This is a genomic window from Sulfuricurvum sp., assembly GCF_028688295.1.
Taxonomy (GTDB): domain Bacteria; phylum Campylobacterota; class Campylobacteria; order Campylobacterales; family Sulfurimonadaceae; genus Sulfuricurvum.
In genome coordinates this window covers 1-19,827 of the sequence record NZ_JAQTYM010000011.1, presented here as the reverse complement: position 1 = coordinate 19,827, position 19,827 = coordinate 1, and the positions used below count along the sequence as shown (strand labels likewise).

19 protein-coding genes are annotated in these 19,827 nt (G+C 40.1%); 9 read left to right on the top strand and 10 right to left on the bottom strand.

Features of this window, described 5'->3' with window-relative positions; all coding sequences use genetic code 11:
- Window positions 1-57 precede the first annotated feature (57 nt).
- Window positions 58-1,116 carry an EAL domain-containing protein gene (locus PHR02_RS04290; protein ID WP_299989432.1) on the top strand — a complete coding sequence of 353 codons (1,059 nt, stop codon included), beginning with the start codon at window positions 58-60 and terminating at the stop codon, window positions 1,114-1,116.
- Between the two features lie 145 nt (window positions 1,117-1,261).
- A complete protein-coding gene (locus PHR02_RS04285) occupies window positions 1,262-1,723 on the top strand; it encodes an SRPBCC family protein (protein ID WP_299989429.1) in 462 nt (153 codons plus the stop codon).
- A 58-nt stretch (window positions 1,724-1,781) separates the two neighbouring features.
- Here the strand turns inward: PHR02_RS04285 and PHR02_RS04280 are convergent, their stop codons facing one another.
- Both PHR02_RS04280 and PHR02_RS04275 read right to left on the bottom strand, forming a co-directional pair.
- Window positions 1,782-3,314: an AarF/UbiB family protein gene (locus PHR02_RS04280; protein ID WP_299989426.1), complete on the bottom strand. Its 1,533-nt coding sequence runs from the start codon at window positions 3,312-3,314 to the stop codon at window positions 1,782-1,784.
- Window positions 3,311-3,568 carry a hypothetical protein gene (locus tag PHR02_RS04275; protein ID WP_366141161.1) on the bottom strand — a complete coding sequence of 86 codons (258 nt, stop codon included), beginning with the start codon at window positions 3,566-3,568 and terminating at the stop codon, window positions 3,311-3,313. Before PHR02_RS04275 ends, PHR02_RS04280 begins: the two co-directional genes overlap by 4 nt.
- Window positions 3,569-3,821: 253 nt before the next feature.
- Between PHR02_RS04275 and PHR02_RS04270 the strand changes: the two genes are divergently transcribed.
- The 3 genes from PHR02_RS04270 to PHR02_RS04260 are packed head-to-tail and all read left to right on the top strand — an operon-like array spanning window position 3,822 to window position 8,503.
- Window positions 3,822-5,072, top strand: a complete 1,251-nt coding sequence (locus PHR02_RS04270; protein ID WP_299989423.1) for a carbohydrate porin — start codon at window positions 3,822-3,824, stop codon at window positions 5,070-5,072.
- A 36-nt stretch (window positions 5,073-5,108) separates the two neighbouring features.
- Window positions 5,109-6,023, top strand: coding sequence for a substrate-binding domain-containing protein (locus tag PHR02_RS04265; protein WP_299989420.1), 915 nt, complete (start codon window positions 5,109-5,111; stop codon window positions 6,021-6,023).
- Window positions 6,023-8,503, top strand: coding sequence for an EAL domain-containing protein (locus PHR02_RS04260; RefSeq protein ID WP_299989417.1), 2,481 nt, complete (start codon window positions 6,023-6,025; stop codon window positions 8,501-8,503). Before PHR02_RS04265 ends, PHR02_RS04260 begins: the two co-directional genes overlap by 1 nt.
- A gap of 12 nt (window positions 8,504-8,515) precedes the next feature.
- Here PHR02_RS04260 and PHR02_RS04255 read toward each other — a convergent pair whose 3' ends face one another.
- Window positions 8,516-10,036, bottom strand: a complete 1,521-nt coding sequence (locus PHR02_RS04255) for a methyl-accepting chemotaxis protein (RefSeq protein WP_299989414.1) — start codon at window positions 10,034-10,036, stop codon at window positions 8,516-8,518.
- Window positions 10,033-10,599: an SCO family protein gene (locus PHR02_RS04250; protein WP_299989411.1), complete on the bottom strand. Its 567-nt coding sequence runs from the start codon at window positions 10,597-10,599 to the stop codon at window positions 10,033-10,035. Before PHR02_RS04250 ends, PHR02_RS04255 begins: the two co-directional genes overlap by 4 nt.
- Before the next feature lie 88 nt (window positions 10,600-10,687).
- Between PHR02_RS04250 and PHR02_RS04245 the strand changes: the two genes are divergently transcribed.
- A complete protein-coding gene (locus PHR02_RS04245) occupies window positions 10,688-11,329 on the top strand; it encodes a phosphatase PAP2 family protein (protein WP_299989410.1) in 642 nt (213 codons plus the stop codon).
- Entirely contained in the window at window positions 11,326-11,715 is a 390-nt protein-coding gene (locus tag PHR02_RS04240) for a diacylglycerol kinase (protein WP_299989407.1), read from the top strand. Before PHR02_RS04245 ends, PHR02_RS04240 begins: the two co-directional genes overlap by 4 nt.
- A gap of 13 nt (window positions 11,716-11,728) precedes the next feature.
- Here the strand turns inward: PHR02_RS04240 and PHR02_RS04235 are convergent, their stop codons facing one another.
- The 6 genes from PHR02_RS04235 to cowN all read right to left on the bottom strand — a co-directional run bounded on the left by PHR02_RS04235 (window position 11,729) and on the right by cowN (window position 17,007).
- Window positions 11,729-12,562 (bottom strand): CheR family methyltransferase, encoded by an 834-nt coding sequence (locus PHR02_RS04235; RefSeq protein ID WP_299989404.1) that lies wholly within the window; start codon window positions 12,560-12,562, stop codon window positions 11,729-11,731.
- The gene (locus PHR02_RS04230; protein ID WP_299989401.1) at window positions 12,563-13,132 is read right to left on the bottom strand and encodes a CheB methylesterase domain-containing protein; all 570 of its coding nucleotides are present in this window, start codon (window positions 13,130-13,132) and stop codon (window positions 12,563-12,565) included.
- Window positions 13,129-14,316, bottom strand: coding sequence for a PAS domain-containing sensor histidine kinase (locus PHR02_RS04225; RefSeq protein WP_299989399.1), 1,188 nt, complete (start codon window positions 14,314-14,316; stop codon window positions 13,129-13,131). The genes PHR02_RS04230 and PHR02_RS04225 overlap by 4 nt, the downstream gene beginning before the upstream one ends.
- Before the next feature lie 7 nt (window positions 14,317-14,323).
- On the bottom strand, window positions 14,324-15,088 hold the full coding sequence (locus PHR02_RS04220) for an MBL fold metallo-hydrolase (RefSeq protein WP_299989396.1): 765 nt from the start codon (window positions 15,086-15,088) through the stop codon (window positions 14,324-14,326).
- Window positions 15,078-16,595 carry a response regulator gene (locus PHR02_RS04215; RefSeq protein WP_299989393.1) on the bottom strand — a complete coding sequence of 506 codons (1,518 nt, stop codon included), beginning with the start codon at window positions 16,593-16,595 and terminating at the stop codon, window positions 15,078-15,080. Before PHR02_RS04215 ends, PHR02_RS04220 begins: the two co-directional genes overlap by 11 nt.
- Window positions 16,596-16,704: 109 nt before the next feature.
- Window positions 16,705-17,007 (bottom strand): N(2)-fixation sustaining protein CowN, encoded by a 303-nt coding sequence (cowN, locus tag PHR02_RS04210; protein ID WP_299989390.1) that lies wholly within the window; start codon window positions 17,005-17,007, stop codon window positions 16,705-16,707.
- A 268-nt stretch (window positions 17,008-17,275) separates the two neighbouring features.
- Between cowN and PHR02_RS04205 the strand changes: the two genes are divergently transcribed.
- Both PHR02_RS04205 and PHR02_RS04200 read left to right on the top strand, forming a co-directional pair.
- Window positions 17,276-19,243 carry a diguanylate cyclase gene (locus PHR02_RS04205; RefSeq protein ID WP_299989387.1) on the top strand — a complete coding sequence of 656 codons (1,968 nt, stop codon included), beginning with the start codon at window positions 17,276-17,278 and terminating at the stop codon, window positions 19,241-19,243.
- A 97-nt stretch (window positions 19,244-19,340) separates the two neighbouring features.
- Window positions 19,341-19,827: hypothetical protein (locus PHR02_RS04200; RefSeq protein WP_299989384.1), on the top strand; the 487-nt coding region annotated here is incomplete at its 3' end.

Here is a 19,827-nt window from a genome sequence, read left to right as displayed (position 1 = left end):
ATTGTCCGAAAGCGCCTATGATAAGAGACACAATCGATTATATTGCAAGGGTTAATTATGAGCTGCACCAAATGTCAATCGCTTCCACACATTTCGAATAAGGGAGGCAATGTTATTATCAGCTGCGATGTAGCGGAGCTTTGTACGAAAATCGGCACTATTTTCGAGAATCAAAAGATCAACTTTTCTCATGAAGATTCCCAAACACTTATCGCTTCTACTGAGGATTTCGAATCCTTTTTATATAAACTGTGTCAAGCCCATCCATTCACTAAAATGGAACGTGAGGGGGTACGCCTCCTCTTTTTAGAACACAATCAAATACTTACTCCGATGGTTTTAAAAGAGATGCGTTCGTTACAAAAATACAAAGATTTAATGGGGGCAAATGAACTCTCCTCACTTATCACCAAAGGGGCCCTTACTACCCATTTCCAACCCATAGTTGATCTTAAATCCAACACCATTTACGGATATGAATCTCTGGCTCGCGGGGTAAGTGATGAGGGGAATCTCATTTATCCCGATCGATTGTTTAAATGGGCGCGTGAGGGGGATATGCTTTTTTATCTTGACCGTGCTTGCCGAGAATCTTCACTTAAAACTGCTGCAGTAAAAAATATCAAAAATAAAGTCTTTATCAACTTCATCCCCACCGCCATTTACGATCCAGAGCACTGCCTCCAATCCACTGTAAAATGGGCTGCACAACTCGAATTTGACCCAAAGAATATCATCTTCGAAGTGATAGAGAGCGATCATGTTGAGGATTTGGATCATTTAAGACGGATTTTGGATTTTTACAAATCACAGGGGTTTATGGTAGCGCTCGATGATGTCGGAAGCGGCTACTCTTCACTCAACATGATTGCTAAGCTCCTCCCTGATATCGTTAAAATCGACCGTGCAATCATCGATCAGATCGATACCAATGAGATAAACCAATCGATCTTCCGCGCGATCACCCAGATCGCTCACGAAAACAATATCATTGTTCTCGCTGAGGGGATAGAACGTGCCGAAGAGGTAGCGTTTTGTAGTGCTAACGGAGCCGATTTGGCTCAAGGGTATTATTTCGGAAAACCAAATCCCGAACCAATCCGTAAACTCAACTGAAACACCAAATCATCAAAGAGTTTCGGATCATTTTCTATGCTGCTCCTAAAATTTTCTTTATTACTCTCCCGTTTTTTCTCTTGCACTCAGTCCAATTACCATTTTATCACTACCAACAAACATACTCAAGCACTACAATTAAATCATGAAAATACATACACTTAATTATTCTTGTCTTTTAAATACATCCCCTGAAAATGCGTGTCAGTTCCATACTGACACCCGTAATCTCCCCCTCATTACTCCTCCGTGGATTAATGTTGATATCCTCATTCTCCCTGAACCTTTGGTTGAAACGAGTATCATCCATCTACGCATTAAACGTTTTGGGATACCAACCGTCTGGAAAATGATGATTGAAACATTGCAGTGTCCTGAGAGTGTCGTTGATTCGATGATTTCAGGACCGTTTCAATTTTTTCGTCATCAGCGCCATTTTATACCACTTGAAAATGGTGAGACGCTAATGCGAGAAACCTTATTTATCCGCTTACCTTTTGGATGGCTTGGCAATTTATTTTATCCGTTCATAAAAAACGATATGGATAAGATGTTTGAGTATCGACATCGTGCCACCCAACACTATTTTTTAGAGCAAATGCAATGAGAGCATTTAGAATATGGACCGTTGGTGCCAGCATTTACTTTACACATAAGATCAGTAGTTATCTAAACCACAAGCGCACCATTGCCCCCCCAAGCAGTGCATAGGCAACCTCCTCTATTCCTCCCATCCACATACCCATCGCTCCAAAAGCAAGAATGAGTGCCGTGTAAATGGGTGCCGTCGCTTCGCGAAGTTCTTTTTTCATCATCTCATACTGCAACTGCGAGAGCTGCACATTTAGCTCCCCTTTGTTGGCGCGTGTGATCACATGACGAAATGCCGCTATGTCACTGGGGATACGTTTGATCTCATCAATGAGCGTCTCAACAAGTGATTCTTTCATCCCTAATGCTCTGGGAATATTGTTTTGCAAAATCGGGAGGATGTCTTTTATCCCATTGAAATTTTCGATATAGGTCGTCCCTAACCCCTCGATAATAGCACTCACACGGAGGATATAAATCGCCTCTTGGGGGAGTTTAAAGGGGAGGTTTCGGGTCTGTTCCAACACCTCAAAGGCGAGTTTCTGCATACTGCCGCTGTCCAACGCATCATTGCCGAAAATATCGAACATCCGCTCAGTAAATTCTGCCAACTCAGATGAGGGTGCATCGTACGCTACCGTTCCCAGACGTTTTGCCGCAGAGACATAGGCTTCAAAATCGCGCTCATTTGCCGCTTTTATCAGTTCTATAATAGCGATACGGGTATCGTTAGGAACCCGTTTCACCATCCCAAAATCGAGCAGTACCAGTTTCCCCTCTGGGTTTACAAAGAGATTTCCCGGATGGGGATCTGCATGAAAATATCCTTTGACCAACATCTGATCGGTATAAAATCGAACCAATTGATCGATGAGTGATTTGATATCTAACCCGTGTGAGAGGATCGCTTCACGATCATCAAACCGCCACCCCTCTTCGAAACTCATCACGAGGGCATCATCGCTGCTGAGGGATGGATAACAAATCGGAAAAATAATCCCTGAATCTTTATACATCTTGGAAAATTTCTCCAAATTGCTCCGTTCATGGTTGAGGCTACACTCTTGGACAATCATCGAGGAAAATTCAGAGATCACCGATTCAATCGAATGGCGGGTCGTATGGGAAAATAAAGGGCGGAACAACCCGTTAAACAGGGTCAGTATCCGTATATCGGCACGCACCCGTCGCTTTATCCCCTCTCGTCGCAGTTTGACGGCAACTTTGGTGTTCTCATCAATCCACGCTTCATGCACCTGACCGATCGAAGCAGAAGCGATAGGAATGGGATTAAAATGGAAAAATGGGAGTGTGGGAAACGCCGTTGAGAGTACCCGATCATACGCGCTCAAACTCATCGGAGGCAAATCATCATGGAGTGTTTTAAGGGCAGCCAGATAAGGCTCATCGAAAAAATCGTTTCGGGTCGCTAAAACCTGCGCCAGTTTGATAAAACTAGCCCCCAAATCGGTGATCGTGATCGCGAGTTGATCAGGGGAGAGAGGAGATATTCCTAAAAAACGTTCCTTCTTTTTGATCAGCAGATAAAACGACAATAGCAGCCGAAAAACGCTCCAAAGGCGTAGAGGTGAATAGAGAGTGATCACGATTTTAACGCTTCTATATCCTTTTTTGTCGCGATTCCTAGCTCTTCGATCACCTCTTTTATCGCCGTTTTTAGCTCCTCTTTGAGCCGTTTTTCTTCGTCTTCCCCTTTGGTTTTGAGGCTTTCTAAAAAACTTTTTGTGTCCGAAGTGTTGAGCTTCCCTTTCTCTTCGAGTTTTTTAAGCTCCTCTTCGACTCTCTCTTTGAGCAATAATGCTCCGCCCATTCCTGTATACAGTAACTCTTTTAACATCATAATCCTCCGTTTTCTTTCTATACGTGTAGTATAGGCTCAATATATTAATACCGGTATCTTTTTTTTGTCATTCCATTTATTGATAAAAAAATATGCAGTATTACAACACCGAGCATCTCAGCATCAAATTTTTGTAGTCATCTAAAAGGTAATACTAAAAAAAGCTCTACATAAAATAATTTAAAGTTATTATTCAGCTATTAATACTTACAATAGATTAAGAAAGAGATATTATCTCCGATAAAGAGTCTCCATGAAAAAACTCGCTTTAATCTTATTCAGTTTCTTTGTAAGTGCATTTGGCATAGATAATCGTATTGGAACGGTTGGTTACGCACGTCTCCAAACTTCATTGAATGGAGATAAAACCGATGTCTGTTTCAAAGCACCCGGCGCAGGAAGCAAATACCGTCTTGGTAACGAATGTGAAACATGGATAGAGCTTGGATTTTACGATACGATCACTTTTGACAACGGTATTACGATGCATAATCAGCTCCGTCCAGTCTTTACTGGTCCTAATAACCGCGACATTGAGTATCTAAGACTCGATGAAGCTTATACCGAACTCTCCGGTATTTTCGATAACAGTGTCTCTTTTTGGGCAGGAAGACGGTTTTATGATCGGTATGACAGTCATATAAGTGATTACTTTTTTTTCAATATGAGCGGAACAGGTGCAGGTTTTCGTAACCTCGATCTAGGAGATGTCAAGCTCTCTTATAGCTACCTTTTTGATCATGTCGATCCATCTACGATTAACGGCAGCGATAGCGTTCTTTTTGACAGTCATGATATTCGTTTATCTGCTCCTACTGCGAGGGGTGAGTGGACACTTTTTGCCAATACTATGACACTTCACGCTCATGAGTTTACCTCTACGGTACATACCGGTACGTCAAGAGGATATGCCCTCGGAGGCCTCTACAAAGATAAAAAAATAACCCAAGAACTTTTTGGAATGGAAGGTGAAAATGTAACCGGATTATTTTATGGAGAAGGGGTTGCTAAAGGTGCGGGGAGTGTCTCACCCTACTATCAAGATCCCTTTGTCGAAACCATCCTCCAGAGTGGAACATCCATCGAAAAAGCGCAAACATGGCGATTCATCAACTACAACGATTTTGCCAACGATACGTGGGGAATGATGAGTAACCTCGTTTATGAAACGAGGGATGAAGAAGCATTTTCAGGCCTCAAACAAACTTGGCTCTCGGCCGGTGTACGCCCTTACTGGTTCCTACACCGCAATGCCCGATTGGTCACCGAAGTAGGAATCGATCGTGTAGATGATAAGATTAATGATACTACCTACCTGCTGAGTAAAACAACCCTTGCACTCGAAGCAGCACTCGATAAAGGTTTGTGGAAACGGCCTGTTATTCGCGTTTACTATACCCATGCAAATTGGTCAAACAATGCAAAAGGGTTAGTGGGCGGCGACTATTATGCGGATCAAACTCACGGAAATAATCTCGGAGTTCAATTCGAATATTGGTGGTAAAGTCGATATAATTAGAGAATAATGTAGGAGTAGGTAGTGTTCAATTTTAAATTTATATTTTTTACAGGGCTAAGTTTGTATCTGGCGCTTAGTGCTTGTGCAGAGACAAAAACCATCGCTTTTGCCCAAGATACCATGGGTAATGATTTTCGAAAAGCTCAAGTTTATGAGGTACGTGATGCCCTCTCTAACTATCCTGAGCTGAAATTTGTCTCCTCAGATGCAAAAGGTCAAACTTCTTTGCTCGTCCATCATATCGACGGTTTTATCGCCTCGAAAGCTGATGTAATCATTGTAGGAACTAATGATGAAAAAGCAGTCGTTCCGGTCATTGCAAAAGCGTATAAAAATGGCATCCCGATCATCATCCTAGATCGTGGGATTGTGGGAAACGACTATACGACATTTATCAATTCTGATAATATCAAAATTGGAAAAATAGGAGCTGAGTATATCGCCAAACGTCTAGGTGGCAAAGGAAAAGTGCTTCTGTTTGAAGGGCTTCTAAAAGCAGATGTCACTAAACTGCGTACTAAAGGGTTTATGGATGAAATGGCCAACTATCGAGGTATTTCTGTTATCAAACGAACCGGTAATTATCTCCGTAAAGATGCCATTATAGAGATGGAAAAACTGATTGAATCAGGTGAAAAAATTGATGCTATTTTTGCCGAAAGCGATAGTATGGTGAGTGGAGCACGTTCCGCACTGGAACATCATGGAATAGATCCCTCTTCAATGATCACAGTAGGGTGTGATTATACCTCTGAAGCACGTGATGCCATTCGAAAAGGGAAACAAACTGCTTCCGTATTATTCCCTCTCGGGGGAGAAAAAAGTGCCCAAATTGCAATCAAAATTCTCAATGGTGAGAAAGTCCCAAAACATATCATCATCCCCGTAAAACTGATTACAAAAGAAAACGTTGATAAAGAGAGACCCATCTTTTAATGTTTCAAACTTTCTATCACTCCTTTAACCTTAAAACGAAGCTTTCATTCATTTTAGTCGTTTCAACTCTTGTATTGTCGCTGATAGCAGGAATTTATTTCGACAATTTTTTGCGAAAAAATTTCGTTAATGCCGCTCAAGAGAAAATAGAATATGCCTTTGCTCATATTCAAATCGACTTGGATAAAGCTAAAATCGATCTCAAAAAAGGGATAGCATTTATCCAAGATGATGAGATGCTTTTAGCCTCGGTTGAACTTATTAATAGCTATCAAGACAAAATAAACTATGATGCTGTTTTACTTGACGAAGAGAAAAAACATATTGCCGACGAACTGCTCAGTCGTGTAAAGCTCTCTCAAAACAATGATATAGCACTCTATGATTCCCATGAAGATCTTATCGCTTACGTTAATAAAACACCCAAAGGCTATTACCTAACCTATGTCTCTTATGAAAAGGGAAAGCCTGTTTTTTACAGTCGCTATGAAGATGAATACGATTACCTACAAAGACCATTCGATCCCCACTGGCTTTTAAGCTACAAGCATATTTCTTACTATACCCAAAAAGATCTCGGGCAAAATAGTATCATCACGTATCATCGTTTTAACGACGATCTCGTTCTTAAAGCGCATAAAAGCCTTTTTTCACAGAAACAAAAGCATCTAATCGCCCATATCGAAATGTCCAGGCACATCACTCAATCTTACCTAAAAGCACTTTCAGATGATATGAGAATGAGTATTTGGAGTACAGAAAAACCAAAAAGTATAACAATGCTGCACCCTCTGGAGAAAGGTTCATTCGAGCTCATCGAAGAAAAAAATCATTTTATCAGTTCTGCAACCGTCAAAACTAAAAATGAAGAGATTGTTTTTTATGCTTCACTCCATGCCTCAGAGCTCGAAGAAACGCTTTTGGAAAACCGGATAACATTTTTCGTATTGATTTTATCTTTAACACTACTAACTCTGATCTTGCTTCGAATACTATTCAAAAAAACCGTTGCACAACCACTCCAATCCCTCATGAAACAAATCGAAAATATCGAAAATCAGGACTATTCTGAGTATAAAGTAATCCGGACAGGTGATGAGTTAGAGACCATTTCCAAAAACGTCAATCGACTGGCATTTACCATTCAAGAGCGTGAGCACTCTTTACTAAAATCACAAAAAGAGCTCGAAAATCTTTCTAATACCGATTCGCTTACCAACCTTCCTAACCGTAGGCTCTTCAATGCTCTTTTACAGCATGGTATTTCTAGGGTTTTACGAACAAAAAAACATCTAGCAGTTATTTTTTTGGATCTCGATCAATTCAAACAAATCAATGATACCCTCGGACATAATATCGGAGACATACTCCTCCAAGAGGTCGCACTACGTCTTAGAAAAACGCTGCGTGAATCCGATACATTAGCCAGAATTGGTGGAGATGAGTTTAATATTCTAATAGAAGGATTCGATCATCATAGCGACTTGGAACCCATATTAAGCAAAATTATCGATGCTTTTCATCTCTCTTTTCTCTGTGGAGAACATGAAATAAGAACCTCTGCAAGTCTCGGTATTTCTGTTTTTCCTGAAGATGGTGAATCGATATCAGATCTCATCAAAAATGCTGATTTAGCCATGTATCGCTCCAAAGACACTGGTCGAAATCGCTATAGTTTTTTCACAAAAGAGCTTGGTCATATCATAGAGAATCGCAGTAAAGTACTCCATGCACTGAAAAATGCAATAGAAAAAGGAGACGAGTTTACGCTACTCTATCAGCCAAAAATTTCAGCTCAAAGTGGAAAAATAGTTGCTGTTGAAGCATTGATACGATGGAACAGCCATATTCTTGGGTGGATGACACCGGATCGCTTTATCCACTTAGCGGAGGAGACAGGACTCATCGCTCCTATAGGATTATGGGTTCTGCAACAATCGAGTCATGATTTTATGCAACTGCGTTCACAGGGATTTTTTTTCCCTTACATTGCTGTCAATGTTTCTGCGATTCAACTCGAAAAACATGATTTTTTTGAAATGCTCAATACTGCATTTGAAAAGACAGAGTTTGATCCGCAATGGCTCGAAATAGAGATCACTGAAAGCTATCTTGCTACCAATGCCGAGCATGCACTCTCAACACTTGAAAAACTCAGAACGATGAATATTAAAATTGCTATTGATGATTTTGGCACAGGCTATTCGTCACTTAGTTATCTGAAAAAACTTCCCGTTGACCGACTTAAAATCGATAAATCTTTTGTTGATGATCTCCCTCACTCTTCCGAAGGAGTTGCTATAACGCGTGCAATTATCGCATTAGCAAAAACGTTTAATCTCTCTATTACCGCAGAAGGGGTCGAAACAAAAGAACAATTAGAATTCTTACAAGAAGCAGGATGCGATGAGATTCAGGGGTATTACTATGCAAAGCCGTTAACACTCAATGAATTGAAAAATTTTATTTCCAATCATTAAGGTTCAAACTGCCTAAAATTTTTTAGTTTTTACTTCGCTCAAAACACGATCAGCCATTACAAAAACTTCATTTGCAATCAAATCAGTATTTTTAGCAATCATCGCATTGTGTTGTGTTTCCGACTCAAAGCCTGAAATGATATGATTGATCTCACTAATTCCTTGAGCTTGTGTATCAATCGCTTCACCGATATCATTGATAGATTGAACGAGTAAACTCACATTTGCATTAATATCTGATAGTGATTTTTGGGTCCGTTCAGCCAGTTTACGTACTTCATCAGCAACCACCGCAAATCCTCGTCCATGTTCTCCTGCACGTGCCGCTTCAATCGCAGCATTCAGGGCCAAAAGATTCGTTTGATCCGCAATATCGCCAATGACGGTAATAATCATTTTAATATCATCAGACTGACGAGTAACCTCTTGTGTTTTTTGAAGAACATCTCCAACACTTTGGGTCATACGATCAACTTGATGAGATGTTTTTTGTAGCTCTTGTGCTTGTTTTTGAGAAGAACTGTCCAATTCTTCAACATTATTTTTCAAACGTTTGGCATTCTCTTCCATAGCGGTACCGTTGGTTAAGCTAGTACGGAGCATTTGAGAAATATCTTCTCCTAACTGATTAACTAAAAGTTCGATTTTACCGCTACTTTGATTGATCCGTTGAGTAAAGTCCAGTTTCCCGTACGATTCGACTACTTTGGTAATCGCTTGCAGATCTTGACCTACCATCTGGCGTAACGCTCCTAGCATACTGTTAAAGACTTCGCGAAGCTCTTTAAGCTGAGGATTTGATGGGATAGAAACCAAAGTTCTCTCAATCATCCCTTTTGAAACATCCGCAGAAATACTAACCGCTTCATTGACCATCATTGCATCTTCACGGATCCCTTGCTCAAGTGCTTTGATATTATTATCAGATTCAACTTGCAACTGATTGCTTTTGATAAACTGATGAGTCGTCATGATGATGATGTAGACCAATCCTACCACCTGCGTCGCAAACATTACGATATGGGTCAATAAAATCCATACGTCACAACCGCTTGAAAACACAATAACATCGAGTCCAAACATACTGGAATGGTTCAATTGTAAAAAGAAAAACAAAATGTGGTGAAACGCGACCGCTACCGTAGCGACCAAAATAGGGATAATATCTTTATAAATCGCTAAAAAAGCAGCGATAACGAAAAGGGCAAAGTGCATCTCGATCATTCCCAACTGCTGTTGAATCATTATCATCGGAAAAATCGAGAGTCCCAACCCTATAATTACTCGTCCCAGCATCGTACCTCTAAACCCGAGAAAAGCGATGACAATAAGACCCAATGCGAGTGCACCGTTGATGATTCCAAACTGATACGTTGAATAACGGATCGACGTAATAAATGCCACTGTTAAAAAGGAGAGTACACCGATAATCAGCATAAACTTATCTGCTTTGATGAAATCGTCTTTCAGACGCTCTTTTATTTCAGGAGATAAAGCACTGTTGTAGGCCGGAAAGAGAAAATTTAGATTCATTGAAACGCTCCTATGTCATTTAGCATTAATGTTCGGTTGTAAGGCGAAGAGGTATAAATATAGACCAATTCGTACCCTTTTTCCGTTTTACGTATTAAATACGCATACGGCATATGTTCTGCTTCAGCCCCTAATTGTGTATAAACCAAATTAAGAGTCTCAACCATACCTTGCAACTCCTCTTTATCGGGAGCATAAGTTTTAAACCCTTTATCAAAGTGCTCCGCCCAACTTTGAACCGAGTGAGCATCCATCTGTGGCGTCATATTGACAAACCATAAAGAAGGTGGATGCTGGGGTTCTTGCTTGAGAGATTCCCGGTAAATTTCAGCCAAGTCATTGAGTGCAGGGCTACACACACGAGTACAGCCTACATACCCGAAATAGACCAAAACGACTTCAGCTTTCTCCTCTTTTAAAAAAGGAAAATTAAGATCCATCCGTTTTTCACTTCGTCCAGCATTATCAGGATCGCTCAATATCGGAAAAGCAAGCCCAGCAATAAGCCCAAATCCAATAATAACTAAAAAAATGCCTGCTAACGTCTTAATTGTACCATTCATTCATTTTATCCATTCCAAAAAATAGAAATTGTATCCAATTCATCAGTAATACGATAGACTTAAAGGAATAAAAGATAAGAGGTGCCTCATGGCTGATCATCTCAAATGTATACTCTACCAAGGGTGCAATTTCCCCCTCCTTTTAGGAGGCTTAATCACTGCCTTTATTCTCTTGAGTCTAGCGACCCAAAATGGCTATTTACTTCGTTTTGACCAAAGTATTTTAACCTCGTTTCACCATCTTAGAACCCCTTGGTTGGATCACTATTTCTCCGCAATTACGTGGTTGGGGTCACTCTGGATATTGATTCCTCTTTATCTAATCTATATGTTTTTTTATGGCATAGAGAACCCCGCCATGGCAAAAATGTTCACTATCCTCTTTTGGGGAAGCGTCATCACTACCTATGCTCTCAAATATCTCCTTGAGCGCAAACGTCCCCATTTTTTCGGACCAATCCATGAACTCCCTCTCGATCCTTCATTTCCGAGCGCGCACTCAGCACAAATCGCAGCATTTGCAATCGGTATTGGTATCACGTTTTACGCTTCCTCTACCCCTTACCAAAACGGAGCAATTACCCTCTTAGCCTTCGTATCACTCAGCATTTTTGCTTCACGAATGTATCTGCAAGTCCACTTTCCCACTGATATCCTAGGAGGAATTATCGTGGCACTTTCATGGGCTGCCATCGCCCTTTGGGGAGTCTATTCAGGGGTACAGCGATGAAAAACAAATTTTTAGAGACCGGAGAACACGGCTACCACCCTCTTCACAAATTTAAAATCATCCTCTCAGGATTACGGTTCGCTGTGTTGTACGACTTTAGCGTTATGTACAAAATCGTAATCTCTTTTTTAATTCTTATACCGGTTATTATGTTTCGAGAATGGATAGACATTTCCCTGATTATCCTCGCCACCGGAGTAATGATTGCCAGTGAAGTATTCAACACCGCGATCGAAGCAGTATGCGATTTTATGGAGACTAATTACAACGAAAAAATCGGTATGATCAAAGATATCTCCGCCGCCGCAACGGGGATTACAATTTTTATATGGATGATTGTTGTAGGGATTGAGGTGATTAACGTCATTCCTCATCTCAGAGGTTAAAGGCGAAGCTTAACTAGGGTGTATAAAATTTAATCCCATCTTGATAATGTTCTTTTAACATCGATATTTTGGTGACAATATCGGCATGTCCGAAAAAAAAGAGGGTTTCTTCAGAGGATGCTACTTTTTTTAGCTGTTCGATCGCACGTAATATGGTCTCATAATCAAAATAAATTAACATATTTCTTGAAAAAATAACCTCGAATACCCCTATGTTCAAAAACTCAGGTTCAAAAAGGTTACAAGATTGAAAGATAACACACCGTTTGATCGAATCGACCACCTTAAAGCCATTATCACTCGGAGTAAAATAGCGCTCACGCAGTTCTGGTTGGAGACGATAGAGTGAACGTTCAGGATAGATACCTTTTTTTGCTTTTGAGATCACTTCGGTATTGATATCAATCGATACGATCTCGATTTTAGAGAGATCACACCCAATCTCGGCTAAGTATATCGCTATCGAATACGGCTCTTCACCGCTTGATCCGGGAGCGCATAGGATTCGTCGATTCCTCTTCTCCTCTTTTAAAGAGTGTCCTAAAAACTCGATTTGACCCATTTCTCGATAAAAATAGGTTTCATTCACCGTCAAAAGGTTGATCAACGCCTCTTTACAACATAAATCGCTATGCAGTTTCTCATAAAGAGCATCAAAGGTATAACATCCGCATTCCTTTGCAAAACGGCTGATTTTTGGGGTAACAATCGATTTTTTTTGATCAAAATGGATACCGGTTAGATCACTGAAGTATTCATAAATACGACTCGGATCACTAAACTCTTCCACCGGTGCTACCGTTTCATTGTGATCAGGAACGGATTTGGATTTAAACCATCCGAACATTTATAATTCCTCGAAGTGACAAATCGCTTCAATGATTTGATCCAAGCTCCCAACCTTCGCATCTGGTACCAATTCCAGTGCTCTACGAGGCATCCCGTACACAATCGCACTCTCTTCACTCTCAAACATACACTCTCCACCAGAGTTAAACAGAGCAAGAGCACCTCTTGAACCATCATCACCGATTCCCGTCAAAATAATCCCCATCCTTTTTAGTGATGGGAGCTGTGACACGGAGAGAAAAAGGGTATCGATGTCCGGCGTATAAATAGTATCGTGCGCCGTATTGTGCTCAAAAACGATTCGATGATTGCTCTGTATCAAACGGCAATCTCCACTGCATACGTAAATACTAGAAGGCTGAAGTATCATCCCATCCATAACCACACTCACGCTCAAATGGGTGATAGTTCCAATCTGACGTGCAAAACTCTCGATAAAATGGGGACTCATGTGCTGAGCGATCACAATTGAACCTGTAAAATCTTTCTTAAGAGCTTTGATTATTTTATCAATATGTCCCGGACCTCCAGTAGAAGAGCCGATTAAAATGACTCTCTCTTTATTCATTCAGCCCCACATTCTGATTGTTTCGGCAGAGTAATATTAAAACAAACACCACCATCCATATTGTGAACACTTATAACCCCATGAAGATGTTTTTCGACAATAATTTTTGACATGTATAATCCTAACCCTGTCCCTATCTTCTCATCTTTAGTGGAAAAATAAGGTTCAAAAATATGCGAAATAACCTCGGTAGTGATAGAGGGTCCATTGTTAGAAATAGCGATATCCACCATCTCACCCTCCTCCTTAATCTCAATTTTTATGGATGGATCAGAAACATTTGACATTACCAATGCCTCTTTAGCATTTTTAATGATATTTATCACCACTTGTAAAAGCTCTCTCGAATAGACTTTTGCTCTAACATCAGATGGATTTGAGATCTCAATGCTAATACCTTTATTTTTGAGACTGGCATCGATGATTGCGAGAGCTTCATGGATCATTTCTACGATATCAGCGAGCTCTTTCTCCTTACTTGGACGAAAGAAATCGCGGAATACATCGATCGTTTTGGAGAGAAAATTGACTTGTGACAAAATTTCTTTACTGCTTGTTGTGCACTTATTTTCATCCAAACCATCCAACTCGATATCAACCAGTAGATTATTGACGATCATCGAAACGATACTGAGCGGCTGGCGCCATTGATGCGCGATCATACTGATCATTTCACCCATTGCCGCATGACGCGACTGTGCCATCATCAGTTCTTGGGTAGTTTTTATCTCTTCAATCATTTGTTGTTGACGTGTAATATCGGTATGAAATCCTATCATTCGCACAGGTTGTTGTGCCTCGTTGACAATAACTTGTCCCCGATCAAGGTTCCAAATATAATGTCCTTTTTTATGACGCAGCCGATGTACATTCTCATACGGTATTTTAGAATCTTGTAACGACGCTTCAATCGCTTGATTTGCTTGCTCCAAATCATCAGGATGAACCAACCCGATCCATGTTTCTAATGCATTTGGAAGTTCATCATCACGATACCCGACCATCTCTTTCCATCGAGGAGAAAAATAGATCTCATTCGTTATAAGATCCCAATCCCATAACCCCTCAGAAGTTCCGTTTATTGCAAGTTCATAGCGCTCACGCATCTCTTCGAGATCCGCGATAATTCTCTCATAACGTAAACATTTCTGTTCTAAACGATCAATCTTTTCTTCGCACGCCATAGCAGACTCATTCACACCCGTAAAGTTTTTTACACTGCTCGCTTCCGCCCTCTACCGCTTCAAACCATGAAAGAAACTTCTGTGCCATCTCCCCTCGAAACAGTGAACCATGTTGAGGAGCTATCATATCTACCTCATATCGACGGACACATTTCACCCAAGCACGGCAAAAAATATTAGACGCCATGTATCGTGAATGAAATCCTTCTAAAAATGGACGATGCTCTTCGAAATCATCCACCTGTTTGTTAAGATTTTGAGGAGAAAGAATCGCCGCGCCGATATCCCCTGAAAAAAGAATTTTTGACCGGCTGTCATAAAGTGAAAAATTGCCCGGAGAGTGGAGAAAATGGGCAGGAATAAACTGCAAAAAATCGTTCCCGAATTTGATACGTGCCCCATGATCTTCGAGAGCGACCAGACGATCCATATCCATCAGACCATAATGCCCCATGAACCGTGTCCATAACTGTGACATCACTAGTTTTGCCGAGGTTGCAACACTCCATTCCGCAATCGCTCCGGCGACGTCAGGGTCTTGATGGGAGAAAAAGATAAACTTGATTTTAGTAGGGTCGATATGGCGGGATACCGCATCATAAAGTTCACCGAAAATCCCTCCGCTTCCGGGATCAATGAGTACCGCACTCTCTTGTTGAATAATCAAAAATTGATTGACCGAAAGCGAGTACTCTTTGTGATCTTCATCTTCCAAACTAAACATCACACATTTGTGATGACCATCGTCATAAAGCAGTGTCTCATTTTTCATATTGCATCCCCTTAAATTCGCGAATTAAAACCATTTGCCGCTTGGCAATGTAATCGATCATCGTTTTTTGAAAAGCACCGTGTAAATCATACAAGAATACCACTTCAAAACGCCGCCCCATATCGACGATACGAAACACTTCACCTTGAGTATTGATAATACTCGGTCTAGGCCCCATTGTAACAACAATGTCTAAAACTGCTTTTTGTTTCAGGGCAAATCCCGCAGGTAGCGATGGGAGTTGTATCCGTATCCCTCTCACCGATACATCCAGTATTTCCAAATCAGTATCGAGTTTTCGCCCCTCATACAGAAGCGTTGCTTTTATATTCTGATCCGGAAATACCCGAATAGATTCACGTTTAACCGGAGAGCTATTCAACATACGATAGTTTTCAAAAACCAAACTTTGATCATCAAAATTAATTCTTTTGATTCCATCAGCGGCAATCGCCATCGGAAAAAGTTCTGACGTGAGGTAAAACATATCCTCCATTTGAACCGCTTTGAGTTGAACATAGGGGGTTTGCAGTTTTACTAATTTTCCCTCGATATTCACCACTAGCGCATCATTTGCGATACTCAGCCCTTTATAAAAATTATGGATCTTGATCTTCGCAGCACTACGCATCGCCATCTCGAATAACCCTCGAACCATTTTTTCGTCTTTGAGCATTTTATCACGCTCAAGCGCACTGCTGTCATACAGTTTAAGTAATCCCAGTTCCGTAACATCGTTTAACGATAAAACGGCATATCCCTCCTTCTCAGGAATGATTTGAAATGTAAGGATAAAATGGTGCGGTTGTCCCTCTGTATCAGCAATTTTTACATTGAAAAGTTTACCCGAATGGGCCGAGATATGTTTAAACCATTCCATCTCATTATGATCATAGATAAAACTGTTATGCTCCAGTAAAACTTCTCCAAACGTCACAAACTGTTTACGAAAAGTCTCTACCGATGAAGCACCGAAAAAGTCAAGACACGGCTGATTGGCCATCACGACATTTCGATCATGCAACAATAAAACCAGATTATTTTGATAGTTAAAAACCGCATGGAGATTAGCGTTAAATATTTTGCGATGAAATTCTTCTATCAGCGTATGAGCACATCGGGTAAAAGTCTCGATTAATATCTCGATTTTTAGAGGTTTCGTCAAATAATCGAATACCCCTATTTTAATCGAACGGTGTAAAAATTCAACATCATCGTGAGCGGTCGTAATAATGATGATAACATCCGGATCAATTTCATGGATTGCCTCAGACATTTCCAATCCGTCCATCTTAGGCATATTAATATCGGTAATAACGATTTGAGGACGATGACGTTTAAAAAGTTCTAACCCCTGTTCTCCATCTTCTGTGGAGATAACACGATCAAAGAATTTTTGAAACAGCACCGTGGCTTGAGCGTTCAGCTTTGCATTGTCTTCTACATACAACAACACGTATGATTGCAAAGAAGTTCTTAACTGTTTAAGCACATTAGCATCAGCCATTTATACCATCCTTACTCATAGGACAGAGAATAGCAAAACAACTCTTAAAATAGCTCTAAATCAACATACCCCAATTCATCATCAAAAAAAACTACCTACTATGATCGATTTAGCAACACTGATATTCACAGTTTTTCAGTATCTCAAGCCCAACAGTATACTCACATTTTTCGAATAATTCTTCGATATAAAACACCGTTGAGCAAACATAATAGAGTACTTTTTCATCTGATTTTTTGTCAAAATAACTTTGTGGAATGTTCTCTTTAAATACTTCCCAATAACGGTTGCTATTTTTTTCCTCTTTTGTCACTTCTAGAATAGAATCGATCACATCTGAAGCATGCTTATAACAATCAATATTCATAAAAGAGACATATCGATCGATCGATTCATCGTTAACGTGTTTCATTATTTTCCTTTGTAATGCTATTAGCATGTATTTTATACCAGAACGATAAGAACAATCCAACAAAAAAAATCTTAAAAAGTATTTTATTGATCAAAAAACGAACATTTTTGACAGTTGAATAATATCTCTCTCTTATTACACATTCATCGATCAATATGTCAATGCTTCGAATGAATCTGAATGGTTAATTTTTAAATAAAGTTCTTTCATTTAAGGTGAATACATTTAGAATAGGTTTTATTGACTTTTATGAAAAGAAATGCCTTTTATGCACTATTTTTTTGCCCTTATTCTCTTATTTTTTATCCCTATCAGCCTACACGCCAATCATACAGAGATTCATTTTGGTGTCTTTGCCTATTTGGGAAAAGAAGAAACAGCGCGAAAATATCAACCTCTCGCAGATTATCTCAGCGAAACCACCGGTAAAAAAATTATTTTAGAAGTGTTGACCCAAGAGGAGATGAACGAAAAAGTATCACGTAATGAACTCGATATCCTCACCACAAATCCCACTCATTTTTTAGTACTCAGACAACAATACGCTTTTAGCGGAGCCATTGCGACACTCGTAGGGTATTCCAAAGGGGTGGCGACTTCAGAACTCGCTGGTGTAATCGTTGTTCGTGCCGATTCCCCCATCCATTCTATTAGTGAGCTAAAAGCTAAAAGAATCGCTACACCTAGTACTAAACACATGGGAGGATTTCGTGCTCAAGCGTACGAGCTTTATAAGCACGGCATCAATCTCCAATCTAACCCATCCAATATTATAGAAACCAAAGGCTCCCATCAAGAGGTCGTTCAAACGGTACTAAAGCACAAAGCCGATGTAGGATTTATACGAGACGGCATCCTCGAAGAGATGATTGAAAAAGGGGAAATCAAAGCCAATGATATCCGTGTCATCAATGAACAAAACACTACCCATCCTTATATCGTTTCAACCAGATTGTATCCCGAATGGCCCGTATGTGCCCTTCCAACTATCGATGATGATGATTTGAAACTCATCGTAAGTGCCTTATTCACGATTCAGCCAATTCATAAAGAACTTTTAGACGCCGGAATCTACGGTTATACGATGCCGGCAGATTATCTCGAAGTAGAGCAGCTTGCAAGGGAACTCAGGCTCCCTCCATTTGATCAAACACCTTCTATCAGCTACCGCGATATATGGAACCAATTTGCCTTGAGTATTGCAATCATCGGGCTATTAATCACTCTCTTGATTTTATATTTTTTGCGTGAACGTTTTCTTAAAAAAACGCTCAAGGAGAATGAAGAGCGTTTTCGTCTATTGATCGAAAATATGAACAGTGGTGTCGCGATTTACAATGCTACGGAAGATGGTAAGGATTTCATTTTCAAAACCATTAATCCATCCGCCATGCGCATCGATCAAATAAGTTATGATCAAGTCATCGGCAAAAAAGTGAGCGAAGTTTTCCCAGGCGCCGAAGCAATGGGGGTTATGGATACCTTTAGACGGGTATATAAGACAGGAAAATCGGAGCATTTTCCAATCAGTTTTTATCAAGACGGAAAAATAGCCGGATGGCGGGAAAACTTTATCTACAAACTTCCAAATGGGGAAGTTGTCGCTGTTTACAATGATGTTACGGAACAAATGCAAACCCGAGTTGAGCTCGAAAAAGCCAAGTCTGATCTAGAAAAGGCAAATCAATCGCTACTCATTAAAAATGATCAACTTAAAGAACTGGCAATGATTGATGGATTGACTAAGATTGCTAATCGCAGGTTATTTGACGAAAGCTACGAGAAAAAATACCGTGAAACACTAAGAAGCAAAAAATCACTCGCCATTTTAATGATCGACGTCGATAATTTCAAAGCCTATAATGACCATTACGGGCATGCAGCAGGGGATGAGTGCCTCATTGAGATAGCTGCTTCTCTCAAATCATCACTCAAACGACCAACCGATATTGTGGCTCGATACGGAGGAGAGGAATTTGTCATTCTGCTCAAAGATATTGAGTTAAAAGGAGCAAAAAAAGTGGCGAATACCTTGCTCGAAAATATCAGGGCTCTAAATATTGTTCATGAATACTCCGATGCTGCGAGCTATGTCACGGTAAGCATCGGTTTGGCTTTCCAAGAACCCCAAGATTTCATTACAAAAGAAGAGTTGTTAAAACAAGCCGATGATGCCCTCTACAAAGCAAAAGCAAATGGTAGAAATCAAATATTTATGGTGGGGCAATCAAGATAAATTTCTGTTTTAAGGCATAATCTTCTACATTACCAATTACACACAAAAAATAAGTTATAATAATAAAAAATCTCAAAAGACACTCGGGTTTGGAAGTATGACTCTTTTTAAAAAAAATTTACGTTGGAAGTTATTGCTTCTGTTAGCTCTTTTGCTCCTTGGGGTCTCTTTTATCCTTACCCTCCAACATATCATTGCCTATAAGTCATTTTTACATAAAACATTCGAAGAGCAAAAAACACTTCTCAAAGACAACATGGTACTCAGAGCGAAGAGTCATACTGAATCACTGGCGTCTCAACTCGAAAATGAGTTGGCATCTTATAATTTTTCAAAATTCACCGACTTGGTACTCAACAGTATTTCGGAACGCCATAACTTAGAATATATATGTGTCCTCGATATGTCCGGTAAAATTGTACTCAGGTCTCCGGGAAATTTTAACGGATCAAATACACCTTTGGTAAAACAAACTTCCCCTTCTCAGTCCATCCAAACCACAGAGGCCCTCCACAATGGCCATCCTACCTTAGTTGTTACCAGAACTCTTTTTATGGGGGATGAGCCGTGGGGAAATTTAATAC